The sequence below is a fragment of the Acidocella sp. C78 genome, from assembly GCF_907164655.1.
The window spans coordinates 60,279-77,191 of the sequence record NZ_CAJQZK010000008.1 but is presented as its reverse complement, the minus strand read 5'-3'; the positions used below and the strand labels follow the sequence as shown (position 1 = coordinate 77,191).

The window sequence follows — 16,913 nt, the reverse complement described above, 5'->3', positions numbered from 1 at the left end:
TCCTATTTCACCGCGCCGAATGTGAGCCCGCGCACGAGGCGGCGCTGGGTCAGGCTGCCGAAGACCAGAATGGGGGCGACCGCGAGAACCGAGGCCGCCGAGAGTTTCGCCCAGAACAATCCCTCCGGCGCCGAGAACCGCGCGATATAGGCCGCGAGCGTGCCGGCGTGCGACGCGGTGACGTTGATGCTCCAGAACGCCTCGTTCCAGGCGAGGATGACGGAGAGCAGCGCCGTGGAGGCGACCCCGGGCCCCGCGAGCGGGAGCAGCAGATGGATCATCTGCTGGCGCGGGCCAACCCGTCGACGCGCGCGGCTTCGAGGATTTCGTGAGGTATATCCTTGAAGAACGAATAGAGCATCCAGACCACGATGGGCAGGTTCATCAGCGTGTCGATGGCCACGAGGCCGAGCCGCGTGTCGAGCAGGTGGACGTTCTTGAGGAAGAGATAGATGGGCATCAGCACGCCGACCGCCGGGAGCATCTTGGTCGAGAGCATCCACATCAGGGTGAATTCCGTGCGCTTGCCAGGGAAGAAGGCGAGCGCGTAGGCGGCGGGAAAGGCGATGGCGATGGCGAGAACGGTGGCGCCGACGCTGACGATCACGCTGTTGAGCGCGAAGAGCAGGTAGCCGGCGTTCTGCGTCGCGTCGAAAAAGCTCCTGAGCGTGGGCGTGAAGATCAGCAGCGGCGGGATCGCGATGGCCTGGCCTTCGGTCTTGAAGGCGGTGACGAGCATCCAGAGGATGGGGAAGACCATGATGAGCGCTGCCGCCCAGGCGAGGGTGGCGAGGACGACGCGGCTGGCGAGGGAGGGTTTCATCGGCGGGACCTCACGCCTGCAACGTGCGCGAGACCGCGCGGATGAGGAAGAAGGCGAGGATGTTGGCAAGCACGATCGCGAAGACGCCGGCGGCCGAGGCGCTGCCGATCGAGAAATCGTTGAGCGCGCGGATGAAGATCATGTAGGTCAGCGTCGTCGTCGCATCGCCGGGGCCGCCATTGGTGGTGGTGTAGATGACGGCGAAGGCCGAGAGCATGAAGATCGATTCCAGCATCACCACGATCGAGATCGGCCGGCCGAGATGCGGCAGCACGATGTAGCGCAGGCGGGCGAAGCCCTTCGCACCGTCCATCCGCGCGGCTTCGAGCTGGTCGGTATCGAGCGATTGCAGGGCGGTGAGCAGGATGAGGGTGGCGAAGGGAATCCAGCGCCAGGAATAGATCACCACGATCGAGAGCATCGGATAGACGCTGAACCAGGCGATGGGCTTGAGGCCCGCCAGCGTCATCAGCCAGCCGGCGAGGCCGCTGACCGGATCGAGCAGCAGGTTCTTCCAGATCAGGGCGGCGACCGGCGACATCACGAAGAAGGGCGCGATCGCCATCAGCCGGGCGATGTTGCGGCCGGGGAAATCGTTGTTGAGCAGCAGCGCGATGATCGTGCCGAACACGATCGAGGCGGCGAGCACGCCGGCGACCAGCACCACGCTGTTCCAGATCGCCGTCCAGGTCGAGGAATCGGTGAAGAGGTAGGTATAGTTGAGGCCGCCATTATACGCCGCCGGCGGTTCCATCAGGTTGTAGTGCTGGAACGAATAGAGGATCGTCTGCAGCAGCGGCAGGATCGACCAGAGCAGCAGGAGGACGACCGCGGGAGCAGCAGCGGCAGGGTTCGCACCTGGCGGCGCGGCGCGGCCGAGGGAGCGGCTTTTGTCATCGTGGGTGATACAGGCTGGCTCATCATGCGCTCCCGCGTTCCGGCGGATGGCGGCGCCCCGGAAGATCCGCGACGCCGCCTCCTTCCTTGCCGAACTCAGTGGTAACCGGCTTCCTTCATCGTCCGCGCCGTGGCCTTCTGGGCCTGGGCGAGGGCGGCGTCGACCGATTTCTGCCCGGCGAGGGCGGCGGCGAGCTGCTGGCCGACCTCGGTGCCGATCCCCTCGAATTGCGGGATCGCGACGAACTGCACGCCGGTATAGGGCACGGGCTTCAGCGTCGGGTGATTCGGATCGGCGGTCAGGATCGCGTTCTTGACCGCCTCCGCGAAGGGAGCCGCCTTGAGGTAGTCAGGGTTGCTGTAGGTCGAGATGCGGGTGCCGGGCGGGACCTGGACCCAGCCGAATGTGTGACCGACCAGCTTGAGATAGGCTTTCGACGTGGCCCATTCGAGGAACTTCATGTCGGCCGCCTTGTGGCGCGTGGTTTTCGGCATGGCGAGCGCCCAGGCCCAGAGCCAATGCGCGCCGTGCGGCGTGACCGCGACCGGGGCGGAAACCATGCCGACCTCGCTTGCGACCTTCGAGGTTTTCGGGTCCCACAGCGAGCCGGCCGCGACCGTGCTGTCGATCCACATGCCGCATTTGCCCTGGCTGAACAGCGCCAGATTCTCGGTGAAGCCGTTGGAGGTGACGTTGGGCGGGCCGTATTTCTTCTCGATGTTGACGTAGAAATCGGCGGCCTTCTTCCAGGCCGGACTGTCGATCCGCGGCTGCCATTTCATGTTGAACCAGCGGCCGCCGAACGTGTTCACCAGCGTGGTGAAATAGGCCATGTTCTCGCCCCAGCCGGGCAGGCCGCGCAGACACATGCCGTAGATGCCCTTCGAGGGATCGTTGATCTTGGCGGCAAACGTCTCGATCTCGGCATAGGTCGGGTGCGCCGGCATGGCGAGGCCGGCGGCCTTGAACAGATCCTTGCGGTAATACGTCGCCGAGCTTTCGGCATAGAACGGCAGGGCGTAGAGCGTGCCCTTGTAGGACAGACCCTTGCGCACGGTGGGGAACAGATCCTTCGCGTCGTAGCTCGCGGGCAGGTTCTTCACCGGCGCGAGCCAGCCGGCCTTGCCCCAGATCGGCACTTCGTAGGAGCCGACGGTGACGATGTCGAAATTGCCGGAATTGGTCGCGATATCGGTGGTGACGCGCTGGCGCAGGGTGTTTTCCGGCAGCACCACCCAGTTCAGCTTGATGCCGGTTTCCCTGGTGAACTGGGGCGACAGTTTCTGCATTTGCAGCATGTCGGGGTTGTTGACCGTCGCGATCGTCAGCGTCGTCGCGTGAGCGGCGGCGATGCCGAGGCAACCGAGGGCGAGTCCGCCCATCGCAGTCCTGATCTGTCGTTTCATGAAGCGTTTCCCTCTCGAACAATCCGGTTCATCGACTGAAGCACGGCGCTCGCAAACCGCGCGCCGGGACGTGCGCAGACGGGGCTGCGCGAGGTGAGCCCGCAAGGGCCAGTGCGATCGGGGAAACCCGGCCCGCGCCCCGCCCGGGTGCGACCGGAAGGCTGGATATCCCCCCGCATGTTGCGTCCGGCGCGCCGGCACAACTTGTGATTCGCAGGTAGCTGGCTTTCGTTTGGAAAGTCAACGACAAAATCATGCCGCGGCGCAACATCGAAAGATAGGAATTTGAAATAGAAATATGGCGAGAGCGGCGGAAAATCGGGTTTGCTGGTGAAAAAATTTCTTTCGTTTCGAAACCTATAGACTTCCGGTCGGGTTACTGGCATCGATGCCGCATGGAACGTTCCGGGGCATCGCTTTGACGGTCGGCGCAAAGAGCGCCGTGTTGCAGCGGCGGTTGCAGATCGCCGACTGGATCCGTCAGTACGGGCAGATGCGCGTGGATGAACTCAGCACGGCGCTCAAGGTTTCCGAAGTCACGATTCGCGGCGACCTGACCTATCTCGAGGAGCAGGGGCTGATCGTCCGCAGTTTTGGCAAGGCGATCGCCGCGAAATCGGCCGCTCCGCGCGACCGGCCCGCCGGCGCGCCGCTGACCAAGGCGCAGCTGGTGCCGATGCTGCGGCGGGCGCAGGCGCTGATCGGGCCGGACCAGACGGTGCTGGTCGGCCCCGGGCCGCTGGCGACGCAGGCGATTCCGTGGCTCGCGGAAATTCCCGGACTTTCGGTGGTGCTGACCAGCGCCGAGGCGATCCCGCTTGCCCGCACCTGCCTCGATGCGCGGATTCATCTGCTGGGCGGCGAGATCGCGCCTGACAGCGGCATGATCGAGGGCGCGGGCGCGCTCAGGATGCTCGACCATTTCGCGCTCGGCTGGTCGATCTTCGAGGCGGACGCGCTGTCGGCCGACGCCGCCCTGCTGCTGGCCGCCAAACCCGCCGAACGGCTGGCCGAGGCGGCGATACGGCGCAGCACGCGCAGCATCGTGCTGATCGGCAACCCCGCTCTTTCGCTCGAACGGCGCACCGCACAGCTCGGCCTTGCCGGGATTTCCGACCTGATCCTGCCCGGGCTGCCGAGCAACCGGCTGCGCGACATCCTGCTGGGCGCGGGCTTCAGGCCGGTGGATGCCGAGGCCGGGACGGAGGCGCATTTCTCCAGCCACCCGGCACGGCAGCGCGCCGGCGCCAAGGCATTCGGCGAGGCGTCATGACCGGCATGATCGTCACCATGGGTGAAATCCTCGTCGACATTCTCGCCGAGGAAAAGGGGCAGGGCTTTCACGAGCCCGGCCGGCTGCTCGGCCCCTTCCCCGGCGGCGCGCCGGCGACCTTCATTGCCCAGGCCGCGCGGCTCGGGGCTGGCGCGGGCATCATCTCCTGCATCGGCGACGACGATTTCGGCTGGCTCTGCGTCGACCGGCTGCGGCGCGAGGGGCGGATGTGAGCGCCGTGCGGATCGAGCCGGACCAGGTGACGGCGAGCGCCTTCGTGCGCTACCGCGAGGATGGCGACCGCGACTTCCTGTTCAACCTCAAGCGCAGCGCCGCCGGGCGGATCACGATCGACGCGGCGGCGCGGGCGATGCTCGCGCAATGCGCGCATTTCCATATCATGGGCACGTCGCTGTTTTCGTTTCATGTCATTGACGAAATGAAAAAGGCGATCGAACTGGCCAAGGCGAATGGGGCGGTGATTTCGTTCGATCCGAATATCCGCAAGGAAATGCTGACGATTCCCGAAATGCGCGCCGGGCTCGAATTCATGCTGGGCTATACCGACATCTTCCTGCCCTCGGGGCCGGAGATTCTGCTGCCGACGGAGGCGAAGTCGGAGCGCGCGGCGGTCGAGGAGCTGCTCGATCTCGGCGTGCGGATGGTGGTGATCAAGCGCAGCCGCAAGGGTGTCAGTTTCCGCTCACGCGAGGAACAGTTCGACCTGCCGGCCTTTCCGGTGGAGGAGGTCGACCCGACCGGGGCTGGCGACTGTTTCGGCGCCGCCTTCGTCACCTGCCTGTTGCAGGGGATGGGGACGCGGCGGGCGCTCGACTACGCCCGCGCGGCCGGCGCGCTGGCCGTCAGCCGCAAGGGCGGGATGGAGGGGATCGCCGATCTCGCGACACTCGACGCCTTCATCGCCGAAGCGGGCTGAGCCATAACCGGAACGAGGAGAACCGCCATGAGCCATCCGGAAAACCATGTCGTCATCGGCGTCGATGTCGGCACCGGGAGCGCGCGCGCGGGCGTGTTCGGCCTTGACGGGGCGATGCGCGGGAGTGCCACGCGGGCGATCGGCAGCTGGCGGCCGCGGGCGGATTTCATCCAGCAATCGAGTGCGGATATCTGGGGAGCGGTGAGCGCGTGCGTGCGCCGCGCGATGACGGAGGCGGGCGGCGGGCTGGTGGTGCGGGGCATCGGGTTCGATGCGACCTGCTCGCTCGTGGTGCTGGATGCGGCCGGCGCGCCGCTGCCGGTGGAGCCGGACGGCGACCCGGCGCAGGACGTGATTCTCTGGGCGGATCATCGCGCGCGGGCCGAGGCGGAGGAGATCAATGCGGGCGGGCACGAGGTGCTGCGCTATGTCGGCGGGCGGATCTCGCTGGAGATGGAGACGCCGAAGCTGCTGTGGCTGAAGCGGCACGCGCCGCAAAGCTGGGCGGCGGCGCGGCATGTCTTCGACCTGCCGGATTTCCTCACCTACAGGGCGACGGGGGCGACCAGCCGCTCGCTCTGCTCGACCGTGTGCAAATGGACCTATCTCGGCCACGAATCCCGCTGGGACGAGGGGTATTTCCGGGCGATCGGGCTTGGCGAACTCGCCGATGAGGGGTTCGCGCGGATCGGCACCACGATCCTGCCGATCGCGACACCGGTGGGCGGCGGGCTCTCGGCCGAAGCGGCGGCGGCGTTTGGTCTCACGCCGGGGATTCCGGTAGGCACCTCGGCGATCGACGCGCATGCCGGCGGGATCGGGGTGATCGGCGCGGCACTCGACGGAGCGGCGCCGGATGCGGCCGCGCTCGGGCGGCGGGTGGCGCTGATCGGCGGCACCTCGTCCTGCCACATGGCAGTGGCGCCGGAGCCGCGCTTCGTTCCCGGCGTGTGGGGACCATATCACGCGGCGATGCTTCCGGGGATGTGGCTGAGCGAGGGCGGGCAGTCGGCGACGGGCGCGCTGATCGACCACGTGGTGACGACCCATGCCGCCTATCCCGCGCTTGCCGAGGCCGCGAAGGCGGAGGGGGTGAGCATCTATGAGCGGCTGAATGCGATGGTCGGGCAGATGGCGGCGGAGGCCGGCTCGACCGCGGCGCTGACCGGGGAGCTGACCGGGGAGCTGACCGGGGAGCTGCACGTGTTTCCCGATTTTCACGGCAACCGCTCGCCACGGGCCGATGCGAGCCTGCTGGGCATGATCTCGGGCCTGAAGCTCGCGGCGGACGAGGCTGAGTGCGCGCGGCTCTATCTCGCGACGATCCAGGCCGTGGCCTATGGCACGCGGCACATCATCGAGACGATGAACGAACATGGCTACGCGATCGACACGATCATGGCGACCGGCGGGGGGACGAAGAACCCGCTGTTCCTGCGCGAGCACGCCGATGCGACGGGATGCCGGATCGTGCTGCCGGCGGAGCCGGAAGCGGTGCTGCTCGGCAGCGCCATTCTCGGCGCCGTGGCCGGCGGCGCCTATCCCGACCTGCCGGCGGCAATGGCGGCGATGAGCCGGGCCGGGGCGGTGATCGCGCCGGAGGCGGCGCGGACGGCGTTCCATGCCCGCAAATATGCCGTGTTCCGGCGGATGCATGACGACCAGATGGCGTATCGGGCGCTGATGCGGGGCTGAACCGGCGAGGGTATCTGCCGGCGGCGCGGGATTGGTGTATCCTGCGCGGCATGTGGACATCTCCCCTCGCCGTGCGGGTCGCGCGCAGCCACCCGCGCCTGTTTACCGGATTGCTCTGCGGCCTTCTGGCCGCGCTGCTGCTGCCCGCCACGATCGCGCCGACGCTGCGCGCGGTGCTGTGCTGGGACATCGCCGTTGCCGCCTATGTCGTGCTGGCGATGCTGCATTTCAGCCGCGCCGATCACACCCGGATCGGCGATGACGCGGCGCGGCAGGAGGAAGGCGAATGGACGATCTTCGGCCTGAGCATCGCCGGCGCGCTGATGAGCTTCACCGCGATCGTGATCTTCGCCGCGCGCGGCAAGGGGGCGGGGGCGGCGGCGCACACGCCCTATGTGGCACTGGTGGCGGCGACGCTGGTGGCCTCGTGGCTGATGACGCAGATCACCTTCACCTATCGCTACGCGCATGAATATTACGCGGCGACCGAAAGCGGGCCGGAGGGCGGGCTTGCCTTTCCGGGTGGCGAGGCGCCCGACTATCTCGATTTCGTCTATTTCTCGTTCGTGCTGGGGATGACGTTCCAGGTGTCGGACGTGAACATCCTCAGCCGCAAGATGCGCCGGCTCGCGACATTGCAGGGCGTGATCGGCTACCTGTTCAACACCGTGGTGCTGGCGCTCGCCATCAACATCGCGGCTGGGCTGTTCTGAGCGCGGGATTGAGCATCATCCGATCGGATGGGGTCATCTGATCGGATGATGCTCCAATTATCAATATCGTGCTCTATTTCGACGCCTTGTAGGCGGCGGCCTCCTCGGCGCTGGCGACACCGCCATGCTTCGCCGACCAGGCGACGGGGTCTTCGAGGAACCTGCGCACGCCGGCGAGTGTCGCCTCGGGGAAATAGTCGCCACCGCGGCAGGCTTCCAGCACGTCCCACCAGGTGCAGAGATGGTGCAGCGACATGCCCATCTCGGCCAGCGTGTTCAGGCTGCCGGGGAAGACGCCGTAATAGAACACCACGAAGACGTGGTTGCAGATCGCCCCGGCCTCGCGCAGCGCGTTGGCGAAGTGGATTTTCGATCCGCCATCGGTGGTGAGGTCTTCGACGAGGAGGGTGTTCCTGCCCTCCGGCACGTCGCCCTCGATCTGGGCGTTGCGGCCGAAGCCCTTGGGCTTCTTGCGGACATAGGCCATCGGCAGGCCCATGCGGTCCGCCATCCAGGCGGCGTAGGGGATGCCCGCGGTTTCGCCGCCGGCGACGGCCTCGATCGTCTCGAAGCCGACATGGCGGTAGAGCTTCTCGACGCCAAGCTCGCAGATTTTCGCCCGGGCGCGGGGGAAGTAGATAATCTTGCGGCAGTCGATATAGACCGGCGCCTTCCAGCCCGAGGTGAAGGTGTAGGGTTCCTCGGGGCGGAAATTCACCGCCCTGATTTCGAGCAGGATGCGGGCCGCGGTAAGTGCGGCGTCGCGGTCCCAGTCGGTCGCGTGGCCCAGGCCAGACGTCATGTCGATCCTCCAAATCTGGCCGCCGTCCTAGAACACCCCTGCCCTGCCGTCCACCGTCTTGCGGCGGGCGGGGCGCATGGCTAGACCGTCGCAAACTGCCGCAAGGAGCTTCGGAATGGCCAAGATCAAGGTTAAGAACCCGATCGTGGAGATGGACGGCGACGAGATGACCCGGATCATCTGGGGGTTCATCAAGGACAAGCTGATCCTGCCCTATCTCGACATCGACCTGAAATATTTCGATCTCGGGATCGAGAACCGCGATGCGACCGACGACAAGGTGACGGTCGACTCGGCGCTGGCGACGCGGGAATACGGCGTCGCGGTGAAGTGCGCCACGATCACGCCGGACGAGGCGCGGGTGACGGAATTCAACCTCAAGCAGATGTGGCGCAGCCCGAACGGGACGATCCGCAACATCCTCGACGGCACGATCTTCCGCGAGCCGATCATCTGCGCGAACGTGCCGCGCCTGGTGCCGCACTGGTCGCAGCCGATCGTGATCGGCCGCCATGCCTATGGCGACATCTACCGCGCCGCCGAAACCAAGATCCCCGGCCCCGGCAAGGTGCAGCTCTCCTACATTCCGGCCGATGGCAGCAAGCCGCTGATCCTCGACGTGCATGATTTCAAGGGCCCCGGCGTGGCGCTCGGCATCCACAACACCAAGGCCTCGATCGAGGGCTTCGCGCGGGCGAGCTTCAATTACGGGCTGGCGCGGAACTATCCGGTCTATCTCTCGACCAAGAACACCATCCTCAAGGCCTATGACGGCATGTTCAAGGATGTGTTCCAGGAGATCTTCGACGCCGAGTTCAAGGCCGAGTTCGACAAGCGCGGCCTGACCTACGAGCACCGGCTGATCGACGACATGGTCGCCTCGGCGCTGAAATGGAACGGCGGCTATATCTGGGCCTGCAAGAACTATGACGGCGATGTGGAGAGCGACATCGTGGCGCAGGGCTTCGGCAGCCTCGGGCTGATGACCTCGGTGCTGATGAGCCCGGACGGCAAGACGGTGGAGAGCGAGGCGGCGCACGGCACCGTGACGCGCCACTATCGCGAGCACCAGAAGGGCCGGCCGACCTCGACCAACCCGATCGCCTCGATTTTCGCCTGGACCCGCGGCCTCGCCTATCGCGGCAAGTTCGACGAGACCCCCGAGGTGACCGAGTTCGCCGAGACGCTGGAGCGCGTCTGCGTCGAGACGGTGGAAAGCGGGTTCATGACCAAGGATCTCGCGCTGCTGATCTCGAAGGATCAGCCCTGGATGACGACGCAGGACTTCCTCGCCAAGCTCGACGAGAACCTGCAGGCGGCGATGGCGAAGCGCCAGGCCGCGTGATGGCGGGCCCTGTGGTCCACACAAGGATCGCAGGGCCACATACCTGACGGCGTCTTGACTGAAAGGCGGGCTGCCTTCCCTATATGGATATGATGGAAGGCTTCCCGTTTTCGGTTCTCGACCTCGCCCCCGTGCCGGACGGCGCCACCCGGGCGACGCGTTGCGCAACAGCATCGACCTCGCCCGCCACGCCGAAACCCTCGGCTTCAACCGCTACTGGTTGGCCGAACACCACAACATGCCCGGAATCGCGAGCGCGGCCACCTCGGTCGTGATCGCGCATGTGGCGCAGGCGACGACGCGGATCCGCGTCGGCTCGGGCGGGGTGATGCTGCCCAACCATGCGCCGCTGGTGATCGCCGAGCAGTTCGGCACGCTGGCCGCGCTGCATCCCGGGCGGATCGATCTCGGGCTTGGCCGCGCGCCGGGCACCGATCCGCGCACCGCCCACGCGCTGCGGCGGAACATGGAGGGGACCGAGGCCCGCTTCATCGAGGATGTGATCGAGCTGCAATCGTATTTCCAGCCGGCGGACGCGGCGCAGGCGGTGCGCGCGGTGCCGGGCGCGGGGCTCGACGTGCCGATCTGGCTGCTCGGATCGAGCACCTTCTCGGCCGAACTCGCCGCCGCGCTCGGCCTGCCCTTCGCCTTCGCAGCGCATTTCGCCCCCGATCTGCTGGGTGCCGCGCTGACGCGGTATCGCAGCCGGTTCCAGCCTCGGCACAGCTGGCGAAGCCGCATGCGATGATCTGTGTCACGGTCTGCGCCGCGCCGGATGACGAGGAGGCGGATTTCCTGTTCACCTCGCAGCAGCGCGCCTTCGTCAATCTGCGGCGCGGCCAGCCGGGGCTGCTGCCGCGCCCCGCGCCGCTCGACGGGGGATGGAGCGAGCGCGAGCGCGCCGGGGTCGAGCATGCGCTGGCCTATGCGATGGTTGGCGGGCCGGCGCGGGTCGCGGCGAAGCTCGCCGGCTTCATGGCCGAATTCCGCCCCGACGAACTGATGATCGCCTGCCAGATCCACGACCATGCGGCGCGCCGGCGCAGCTACGAGATCGTGCGCGGGCTGGGCTGCAGCCTGAGCCGGGCCGCCTGAGGCCTCAGCCGGCGGCGGGCGGCTCGTTATGCTCCCAGCCGCCGCCGAGCGCCTGATAGAGCGTGACGAGGTCGGCCGAAATCCTCGCCTGGCTCTGCGCCTGCGCCTGTTCGGCGGCCAGCACGGATTGCTGCGCGGTGAGGACCTGGAGATAGTCGACGAGGCCTTCGCGGTAGCGTTCCTGGGCGAGTGACAGCGCGCGGCGGGTCTGGGTGACGTCGGTTTTCAGCGCGTCCTGGGTCTTCTGCTCCTCGTCATAGGCGGTCAGCGCGTTGTCGACCTGATGGAAGGCGGTGAGCACGGTTTTCGCGTAGTTCACCGCGGCCTCGCGCTGCTGCGCCTTGCGCAGGTGCAGCTCGCCGCGCAGGCGGCCGCCCTCGAACAGCGGCATGGTGATCTGCGGGCCGATCGCGTAGGTGACGGCGGAAAGCTGGTTCAGGTTGGAGAATTGCAGCGCCTGCAGCGACACCGAGCCGGCGAGCGAAATGTCGGGGAAGAAGCTCGCCTTGGCGACACCGATCTCGGCGGTGGCTTCATGCAGGCGGGCGGTAGCTTCGCGGATGTCCGGACGGCGCTGGAGCAGTTGCGAGGGCAGGCCGATCGGCACCACCGGGGGGACCGGCGGAATCGGTTTCGCGGTGATCAGCCTTGCGCGGAGGGCTTCCGGCCCCTCGCCGAGAAGGAGGCTGAGCTGGTTGATGTCCGCTGAGATCGAAGTTTGCAGGGCGGGGAGTTGGGCGCGGATCGACGCCGCCTGGGCCTCGGCGTCGGCGACGTCGAGCGCGTTGGCGAGGCCGGCCTGCTGGCGCTGGCGGATCAGCCCGGCGATGTTGCTGGCGCTGGCGAGGTTGCGGCGGGTGATGGCGAGGACCGCCTGCTCGGCGCGCAGATTGATGTAATCGTGCGCCACCTCGGCCTCGGTGTTGAGGAGGACGGCGCGGCGGGCATCGCGCGAGGCCTGCACCGCGGCGAGCGAGGCCTCGACCGCGCGGCGGTTCTTGCCCCAGAGATCGAAATCGAAGACCGAGGAGAAACCGTACTGGAAGAGGTTGAAGGGCTGGAGCTGCGCGCCGGGCAGGCCGCCGCCGCCGATCGAGGTCGAGCCGCCGCTGGCGGTGGAGCCGGCATTGGTGCTGGTCGAGGTTGACCCGCCGCCGCTGAGCGCGGTGAAGACGCCCTTGTTGCTCGGCTTCTCGCGCGTGTAGGAGCCGGCGAAATTGAGGTTCGGGTAGAGTGCCGCGCCCTCGATCTGCGCCTGGGCCTCGGCTTCGGCGAGGCGCTGGGTGGCGGCCTTCACGTCGAGATTGCGGGCGATGGCCTGCTGCTCAAGACCGCTGAGGGCGGGATCGCCGAAGCTCTGCCACCAGGCGAGGTCGACCTTGCCCTGGCTGACCGTCTCCGGGGAGGTCAGCGCCGGACGATGGGCGAGAAAGGATGAAGCCGTCCTCGTTCGCGGCGCGTGGAAATTGGGGCCGAGTTCGCAGCCGCCGAGTGCGAGGGCCGCGATCAGCGCCGGGCCCATGAGGGCCCGCCGGCGCAGGCGGGCGGCAAAAACATCAGATTTCATAGACCACTCCTTCGGCGGCGCGGGCGGACGGGGTGCCCAGCAACAGCACGACCGGCCAGACCAGCAGGGCCATCAGGCCCAGAATATGGAACAAATCAAGATAGCTCATGAACGCTGCCTGATGTTGCACCGCCGCGGCGACCTGCGAAAGGGTCCTTCCGTGCAGGCTGGCATACGGTGTGACGGATTCGGCAAGTCTTGAATGATGGAACTGGGTACGCCAGGCGAGCATCGAGGTGACGAAGGAGATGCCGATGCTGCCGCCGATATTGCGCACCTGGTTGATGATGGCGGAGGCATCGCCGTTGCGGGCCGGTGGCAGGCCGACATAGGACAGCGCCGAAATCGGGATGAACAGGAAGGGCAGCGCGATCACCTGCAGCACCCGGTCGATCGAGATGGTGGAGAACGAGGCGGTGGGCGCCAGGTGCGACTGGAAGACCAGCGCGATGCCGGTTTCGAGCAGACCGCCCACCAGCAGCACGCGCGCGGGGATGATCCGGCCGGTGACGATGCCGGCGACGGGCATCAGCCCGATCGTGGCGAGGCCGCCGAGGGCGAGGGCGAAACCGGCGGTTTCCGAGGAGTAGCCCATCAGCGTCTGGGTGAGCTGGGGAAGCAGCTGGGTGGTGCTGAGCAGGATGAAGCCGATGACGAACATCACGAGGCAGCAGATCGCGAAGTTTCGGTAGGCGAAGAGGCGGACATTCACCACCGGCGCGGGGTGGTTCCATTCCCAGACGATGAGGGTGACGAGCGAGACCGACCAGAGCACGAACAGGAAGCGGATGAAGACGCTGCCAAATCCGTCGTCGATCGAGAACTTGTCGAGAAAGATCTGCAACGCGCCGAACCCGACAGCGACCAGCAGGAGGCCGAACCAGTCGAACCGCAGGCCGACGGCGAGGCGGGCGGCGCGCTCGCGGATCAGAAGTTCGGGTTCGTCGACAAAGATCGCGATCAGGGCAAAGGCGATGAGGCCGATCGGCAGGTTGATCAGGAACACCCAGTGCCAGGACAGATGGTCGGTCAGCCAGCCGCCGAGGATCGGCCCGGTGGCGGGGGCGACGATGATCACCACGCCGAATACCGCAAAGACCTGGGCGCGCTGCGAGGGGGGGAAGCTGTCGGCATACATCGACTGGGTTACGGGCTGCAGGCCGCCGCCGCCGATGCCCTGCAGCACCCGGGCGACGATGAGCATGGACAGCGAGGTCGAGAGCGCGCAGAGGACCGAGCTTGCGGTGAAGAGCGCGACGCAGATCAGGAACAGCCGCTTGCGGCCGACCACCTCCTGCAGCCAGCCGGTGATCGGCAGGATGATGCTGTTCGAGACGAGATAGGAGGTAAGCACCCAGGTGCTTTCGTCGGGGCTGACCGCCAGCGAGCCGGCGATATGGGTGAGCGCGACATTGGCGATGGTGGTGTCGAGCACCTCCATGAACGGTGCCAGCGCCACCATCGCCACGATCAACCAGGGATTGTAGACGCCTGCCGCCGAACGCGGCGTGTTGGGCCGCGTGGCGTAGAGCAGGCTCATTGGCCGCGGATGCGGATATAGGGCTCGACGGACATGCCGGGCGCGAGCAGATGGTTGCGCAGGCGGCTGTCGTCGAAGTCGATGCGGACGGGGACGCGCTGGACCACCTTGACGTAATTGCCGGTGGCGTTCTCTGCCGGGAGCAGCGAGAAGACGCTCCCGGTGCCGTGCTGGATGCTGGCGACCCGCGCGTGAAACGCGATGCCGGGGATGGCATCGACATAGACCCGCACGTTCTGGCCGGGATGAATCCTGCCGAGCGCCGTCTCCTTGAAGTTCGCGGTAACCCATACGCGATCGCCGACAATGGCCATCAGCCCGGCTCCGGGGGCCACGACATTGCCGGTGCGCACGCTCTTGCGCGCGACCCAGCCGGAAACCGGGGCGCGGATTTCGGTGTAGCCAAGCTTGAGCCGGGCGTCGGCGACATTCACGGTGGCGGCCTTGAGCGCGGCTTGCGCTGCCGCGACAGCGGCATTGGCGGCGCCAACCTGCTGGCGGGCGGCGTCGGCGCGGGCAACCGCGCCGCGCAGGGCGGCGGCGACGGAATCGCGCGTTGTCGGCGTGATCGCGCGCGGATCGATCCTGGTGTAGCGCGCCTCGTCACGGCGGGCGCGGAACAGCGAGGCGTCGGCCACCTCGACATTGGCGCGGGCAACCGCGAGGTCGGCCTCGCGCGCGGCGAGATCGGCCTTCGCCTCGGCCTCGCCGGCTTCGGCGCGGTCGAGCGCCACGCGCTGGGCCCGCGGATCGAGGCGGACGAGCACCTGCCCACGCACGACGTGCTGGTTGGTCCTGACCAGAACGGCCACGACCTTGCCCTGGACGCGGGCGGAAATCGTATGGATCGCGCTTTCGATCTGCGCATCCGAGGTGGAGGCGAAATCGCGGGTGCTCCACCAATAGGCAAGGCCCGCGGCGGCAAGACCGATCAGCAACAGCGCCAGAATTACAAACGGACGCCGCTTGCGGCGCGCGGCGACTGCAGGTGCTGACGACGAGGTCGCGCTGCGGCGCAAGTCGGTCTCGGTCAGGTCATTCATGAATGCAGTTTATCCTATTGGCAGGATCATCGCCACCATCGGCGCGTGGGTCGCCATTACACACATCTCGAAGCCGCAACAACTCGGCGGGGGTCGAACGTACATCAACAAAGTTTCAACGAAGACGACGATTCGGCTTGAATCCGTCGGCGTGTGGAGTATTACTATCTTAGGTAGTATTTCGATTTTCAAAATAACAATTTGGATGAAAAATGACGCAGTTTCAGAGCATGGACAGTTACCTGCGCGACCGGATCAGGGCATGGCCACAGACGCCGCCGGGGCTTGAACCCGCAGATGCGGACGAGCGCGGGGTGTGGCTGCGGGCCCGGCCGGGACCGGTTCAGGAAACCGAGGCCCCTGCCCTGAAGATTCCCGGCGCCTCGCGGATGCGAACCTTCCCCGACGGGCTGTGGTTGTGGTTCGGCGGCAATAGCGCCGATCCGTTCGTCGATCTCTTCGCGATCGAGATCTGCGGCAGCTTGCAGAACCTGCTCGACAAGCGGTCCCGCTATGCGCCGAGCCTGCATTCGCTGCTGGTCTCCTGCCCCGCCGGATGGATGCGCCGGCCAGTCTGCGCGCAGGACCCGACGCAGCGATGGCAGCGGATCGGCCTGCTCGATGCCGCACCGGAGACGCCAACCGCGCTGCCGGTGCGCGACATCAGGGTTCTCTATGCGCTGAAGCCCAAGCATTTCAGGGAATTCACCGCCGGAAGCATCGCGCATCCGCACGAATTGTTCGCGCCTGTGGACATATTGCTCGACGAGGCGGGCTGGCGGGCGCCGGGGTTGCGGCGGTTTCTCTGCCACGCCGCGCGGCGCGCGAATTACTGGGATTCAGCCTGGTGCGGCGGCGACGAAGCCGGGGGCGGCGAGTTGCAAGCCGGCGCGCGCGATGGCGTCACGGGCGAGATCGGGACGATCGGAAATCATGCCATCGACGCCGAACCCGATCATCCGGTCGAACGCCTCGGCGGTGTTGACGGTCCAGGGCAACACGAGGAGGCCGAGCGCGTGGGCCTCGCGGACTTCGCTCTGCTGGAGCGTCCCGTGAAACGGCGCCCAGCACACGGCCCCCAGGGCCGCGACCGCGCGCGGGAGCTGGCCGCCGAATGCGTCTAGATCGATGCCGCCGAGCCAGAGCGGGGCGGCCTCCACCGTATCCGGCGCGGTGAGGCCGCACCGGCGCAGGCCCGGCTCGATTGCCGCCGCGGCGCGCAGCACCCGCCAGTCGAAGGCAAAGAGCAGCGTACGCCCGATGGCGCGATGACGGCGGAGCGTGTCGATCACCGCGGCGGCCATGCGTTCGGGCGTCGCCGTGCGGTCGGGATGGTCGGGGAAGGTCTTGACCTCCACCAGGAGATCGCGGCCGGCAAGCGCCTCGATCACCGCATCGAGCGTGGGAATCCGCGCGCCATCCGCCGGCGCCTGGGCGGGGTAGCGCGCGGCATAGTCCGATCCCGGCCGCAGCCGGCCGACATCGTAGGCGGCGAGTTCGGCGAAGCGTTGCGCGCGAAGCAGCGGGGCGGCTTCGGGCGCGAGCCAGTTCCCTGCCCCATCGCGCGCGATGTCGGGATTGAGGCGCGGATCGTGGTGAACCACCACGACATCATCGACCGTCAGGCCGACATCGAATTCGGCGCCGGTCAGGTCGAGCGACGCGATCGCGGCGAAGCCCTCGATGGTGTTTTCGGGACGCAGGCCGCGCGCGCCACGATGGCCGAACAGAGCGATGGAGCGCGGCAATGCGGCGGCGTCGGTCATGGCGGGTCTT

Annotated in this window: 14 protein-coding genes and 2 pseudogenes; 7 read left to right on the top strand and 9 right to left on the bottom strand. The window is 67.1% G+C overall.

What is annotated here, in order from left to right; genetic code table 11:
- Nucleotides 1–2: 2 nt before the first annotated feature.
- The 3 genes and pseudogenes from ACIDOCELLA78_RS000000103275 to ACIDOCELLA78_RS000000103265 form a co-directional block, all read right to left on the bottom strand.
- Nucleotides 3–823: pseudogene (locus ACIDOCELLA78_RS000000103275) on the bottom strand (carbohydrate ABC transporter permease).
- Between the two features lie 10 nt (nt 824–833).
- A complete protein-coding gene (locus ACIDOCELLA78_RS000000103270) occupies nt 834–1,577 on the bottom strand; it encodes a carbohydrate ABC transporter permease (RefSeq protein WP_249675595.1) in 744 nt (247 codons plus the stop codon).
- A gap of 239 nt (nt 1,578–1,816) precedes the next feature.
- Complete coding sequence (locus tag ACIDOCELLA78_RS000000103265; protein WP_201728360.1) at nt 1,817–3,127, bottom strand: sugar ABC transporter substrate-binding protein; 1,311 nt, start codon at nt 3,125–3,127, stop codon at nt 1,817–1,819.
- Nucleotides 3,128–3,515: 388 nt separating this feature from the next.
- Here ACIDOCELLA78_RS000000103265 and ACIDOCELLA78_RS000000103260 point away from each other — a divergent pair, with 388 nt between their 5' ends.
- From ACIDOCELLA78_RS000000103260 to ACIDOCELLA78_RS000000103240, 5 genes are read left to right on the top strand one after another with little or no spacing between them, the layout of a single operon-like run.
- Nucleotides 3,516–4,400: a DeoR family transcriptional regulator gene (locus tag ACIDOCELLA78_RS000000103260; protein WP_201728359.1), complete on the top strand. Its 885-nt coding sequence runs from the start codon at nt 3,516–3,518 to the stop codon at nt 4,398–4,400.
- Complete coding sequence (locus ACIDOCELLA78_RS000000103255) at nt 4,397–4,633, top strand: PfkB family carbohydrate kinase (protein WP_249675593.1); 237 nt, start codon at nt 4,397–4,399, stop codon at nt 4,631–4,633. The genes ACIDOCELLA78_RS000000103260 and ACIDOCELLA78_RS000000103255 overlap by 4 nt, the downstream gene beginning before the upstream one ends.
- Nucleotides 4,630–5,337: a sugar kinase gene (locus ACIDOCELLA78_RS000000103250; protein ID WP_249675589.1), complete on the top strand. Its 708-nt coding sequence runs from the start codon at nt 4,630–4,632 to the stop codon at nt 5,335–5,337. The genes ACIDOCELLA78_RS000000103255 and ACIDOCELLA78_RS000000103250 overlap by 4 nt, the downstream gene beginning before the upstream one ends.
- Nucleotides 5,338–5,364: 27 nt before the next feature.
- Nucleotides 5,365–7,032: an FGGY-family carbohydrate kinase gene (locus ACIDOCELLA78_RS000000103245; RefSeq protein WP_201728358.1), complete on the top strand. Its 1,668-nt coding sequence runs from the start codon at nt 5,365–5,367 to the stop codon at nt 7,030–7,032.
- A 50-nt stretch (nt 7,033–7,082) separates the two neighbouring features.
- Nucleotides 7,083–7,745 (top strand): DUF1345 domain-containing protein, encoded by a 663-nt coding sequence (locus tag ACIDOCELLA78_RS000000103240; RefSeq protein ID WP_201728357.1) that lies wholly within the window; start codon nt 7,083–7,085, stop codon nt 7,743–7,745.
- 73 nt (nt 7,746–7,818) lie between these two features.
- On the opposite strand, the gene ACIDOCELLA78_RS000000103235 is transcribed toward ACIDOCELLA78_RS000000103240, so the two are convergent.
- Complete coding sequence (locus ACIDOCELLA78_RS000000103235) at nt 7,819–8,547, bottom strand: orotate phosphoribosyltransferase (RefSeq protein ID WP_201728356.1); 729 nt, start codon at nt 8,545–8,547, stop codon at nt 7,819–7,821.
- Nucleotides 8,548–8,662: 115 nt separating this feature from the next.
- On the opposite strand from ACIDOCELLA78_RS000000103235, the gene ACIDOCELLA78_RS000000103230 reads away from it, so the two are divergent.
- Together ACIDOCELLA78_RS000000103230 and ACIDOCELLA78_RS000000103225 are read left to right on the top strand one after the other, a co-directional pair.
- Nucleotides 8,663–9,892 (top strand): NADP-dependent isocitrate dehydrogenase, encoded by a 1,230-nt coding sequence (locus ACIDOCELLA78_RS000000103230; RefSeq protein ID WP_201728355.1) that lies wholly within the window; start codon nt 8,663–8,665, stop codon nt 9,890–9,892.
- Between the two features lie 83 nt (nt 9,893–9,975).
- A pseudogene (locus tag ACIDOCELLA78_RS000000103225) lies at nt 9,976–10,987 on the top strand (LLM class flavin-dependent oxidoreductase).
- A gap of 4 nt (nt 10,988–10,991) precedes the next feature.
- Here ACIDOCELLA78_RS000000103225 and ACIDOCELLA78_RS000000103220 read toward each other — a convergent pair.
- The 5 genes from ACIDOCELLA78_RS000000103220 to ACIDOCELLA78_RS000000103200 form a co-directional block, all read right to left on the bottom strand.
- Nucleotides 10,992–12,554: an efflux transporter outer membrane subunit gene (locus ACIDOCELLA78_RS000000103220; protein WP_201728354.1), complete on the bottom strand. Its 1,563-nt coding sequence runs from the start codon at nt 12,552–12,554 to the stop codon at nt 10,992–10,994.
- Nucleotides 12,544–14,094, bottom strand: coding sequence for a DHA2 family efflux MFS transporter permease subunit (locus ACIDOCELLA78_RS000000103215; RefSeq protein WP_201728353.1), 1,551 nt, complete (start codon nt 14,092–14,094; stop codon nt 12,544–12,546). The genes ACIDOCELLA78_RS000000103220 and ACIDOCELLA78_RS000000103215 overlap by 11 nt, the downstream gene beginning before the upstream one ends.
- A complete protein-coding gene (locus tag ACIDOCELLA78_RS000000103210; RefSeq protein ID WP_201728352.1) occupies nt 14,091–15,137 on the bottom strand; it encodes an HlyD family secretion protein in 1,047 nt (348 codons plus the stop codon). Before ACIDOCELLA78_RS000000103210 ends, ACIDOCELLA78_RS000000103215 begins: the two co-directional genes overlap by 4 nt.
- Before the next feature lie 188 nt (nt 15,138–15,325).
- Complete coding sequence (locus ACIDOCELLA78_RS000000103205) at nt 15,326–15,949, bottom strand: hypothetical protein (protein ID WP_201728351.1); 624 nt, start codon at nt 15,947–15,949, stop codon at nt 15,326–15,328.
- A 27-nt stretch (nt 15,950–15,976) separates the two neighbouring features.
- The gene (locus ACIDOCELLA78_RS000000103200) at nt 15,977–16,903 is read right to left on the bottom strand and encodes a glycerophosphodiester phosphodiesterase family protein (protein WP_201728350.1); all 927 of its coding nucleotides are present in this window, start codon (nt 16,901–16,903) and stop codon (nt 15,977–15,979) included.
- Nucleotides 16,904–16,913 lie beyond the last annotated feature (10 nt).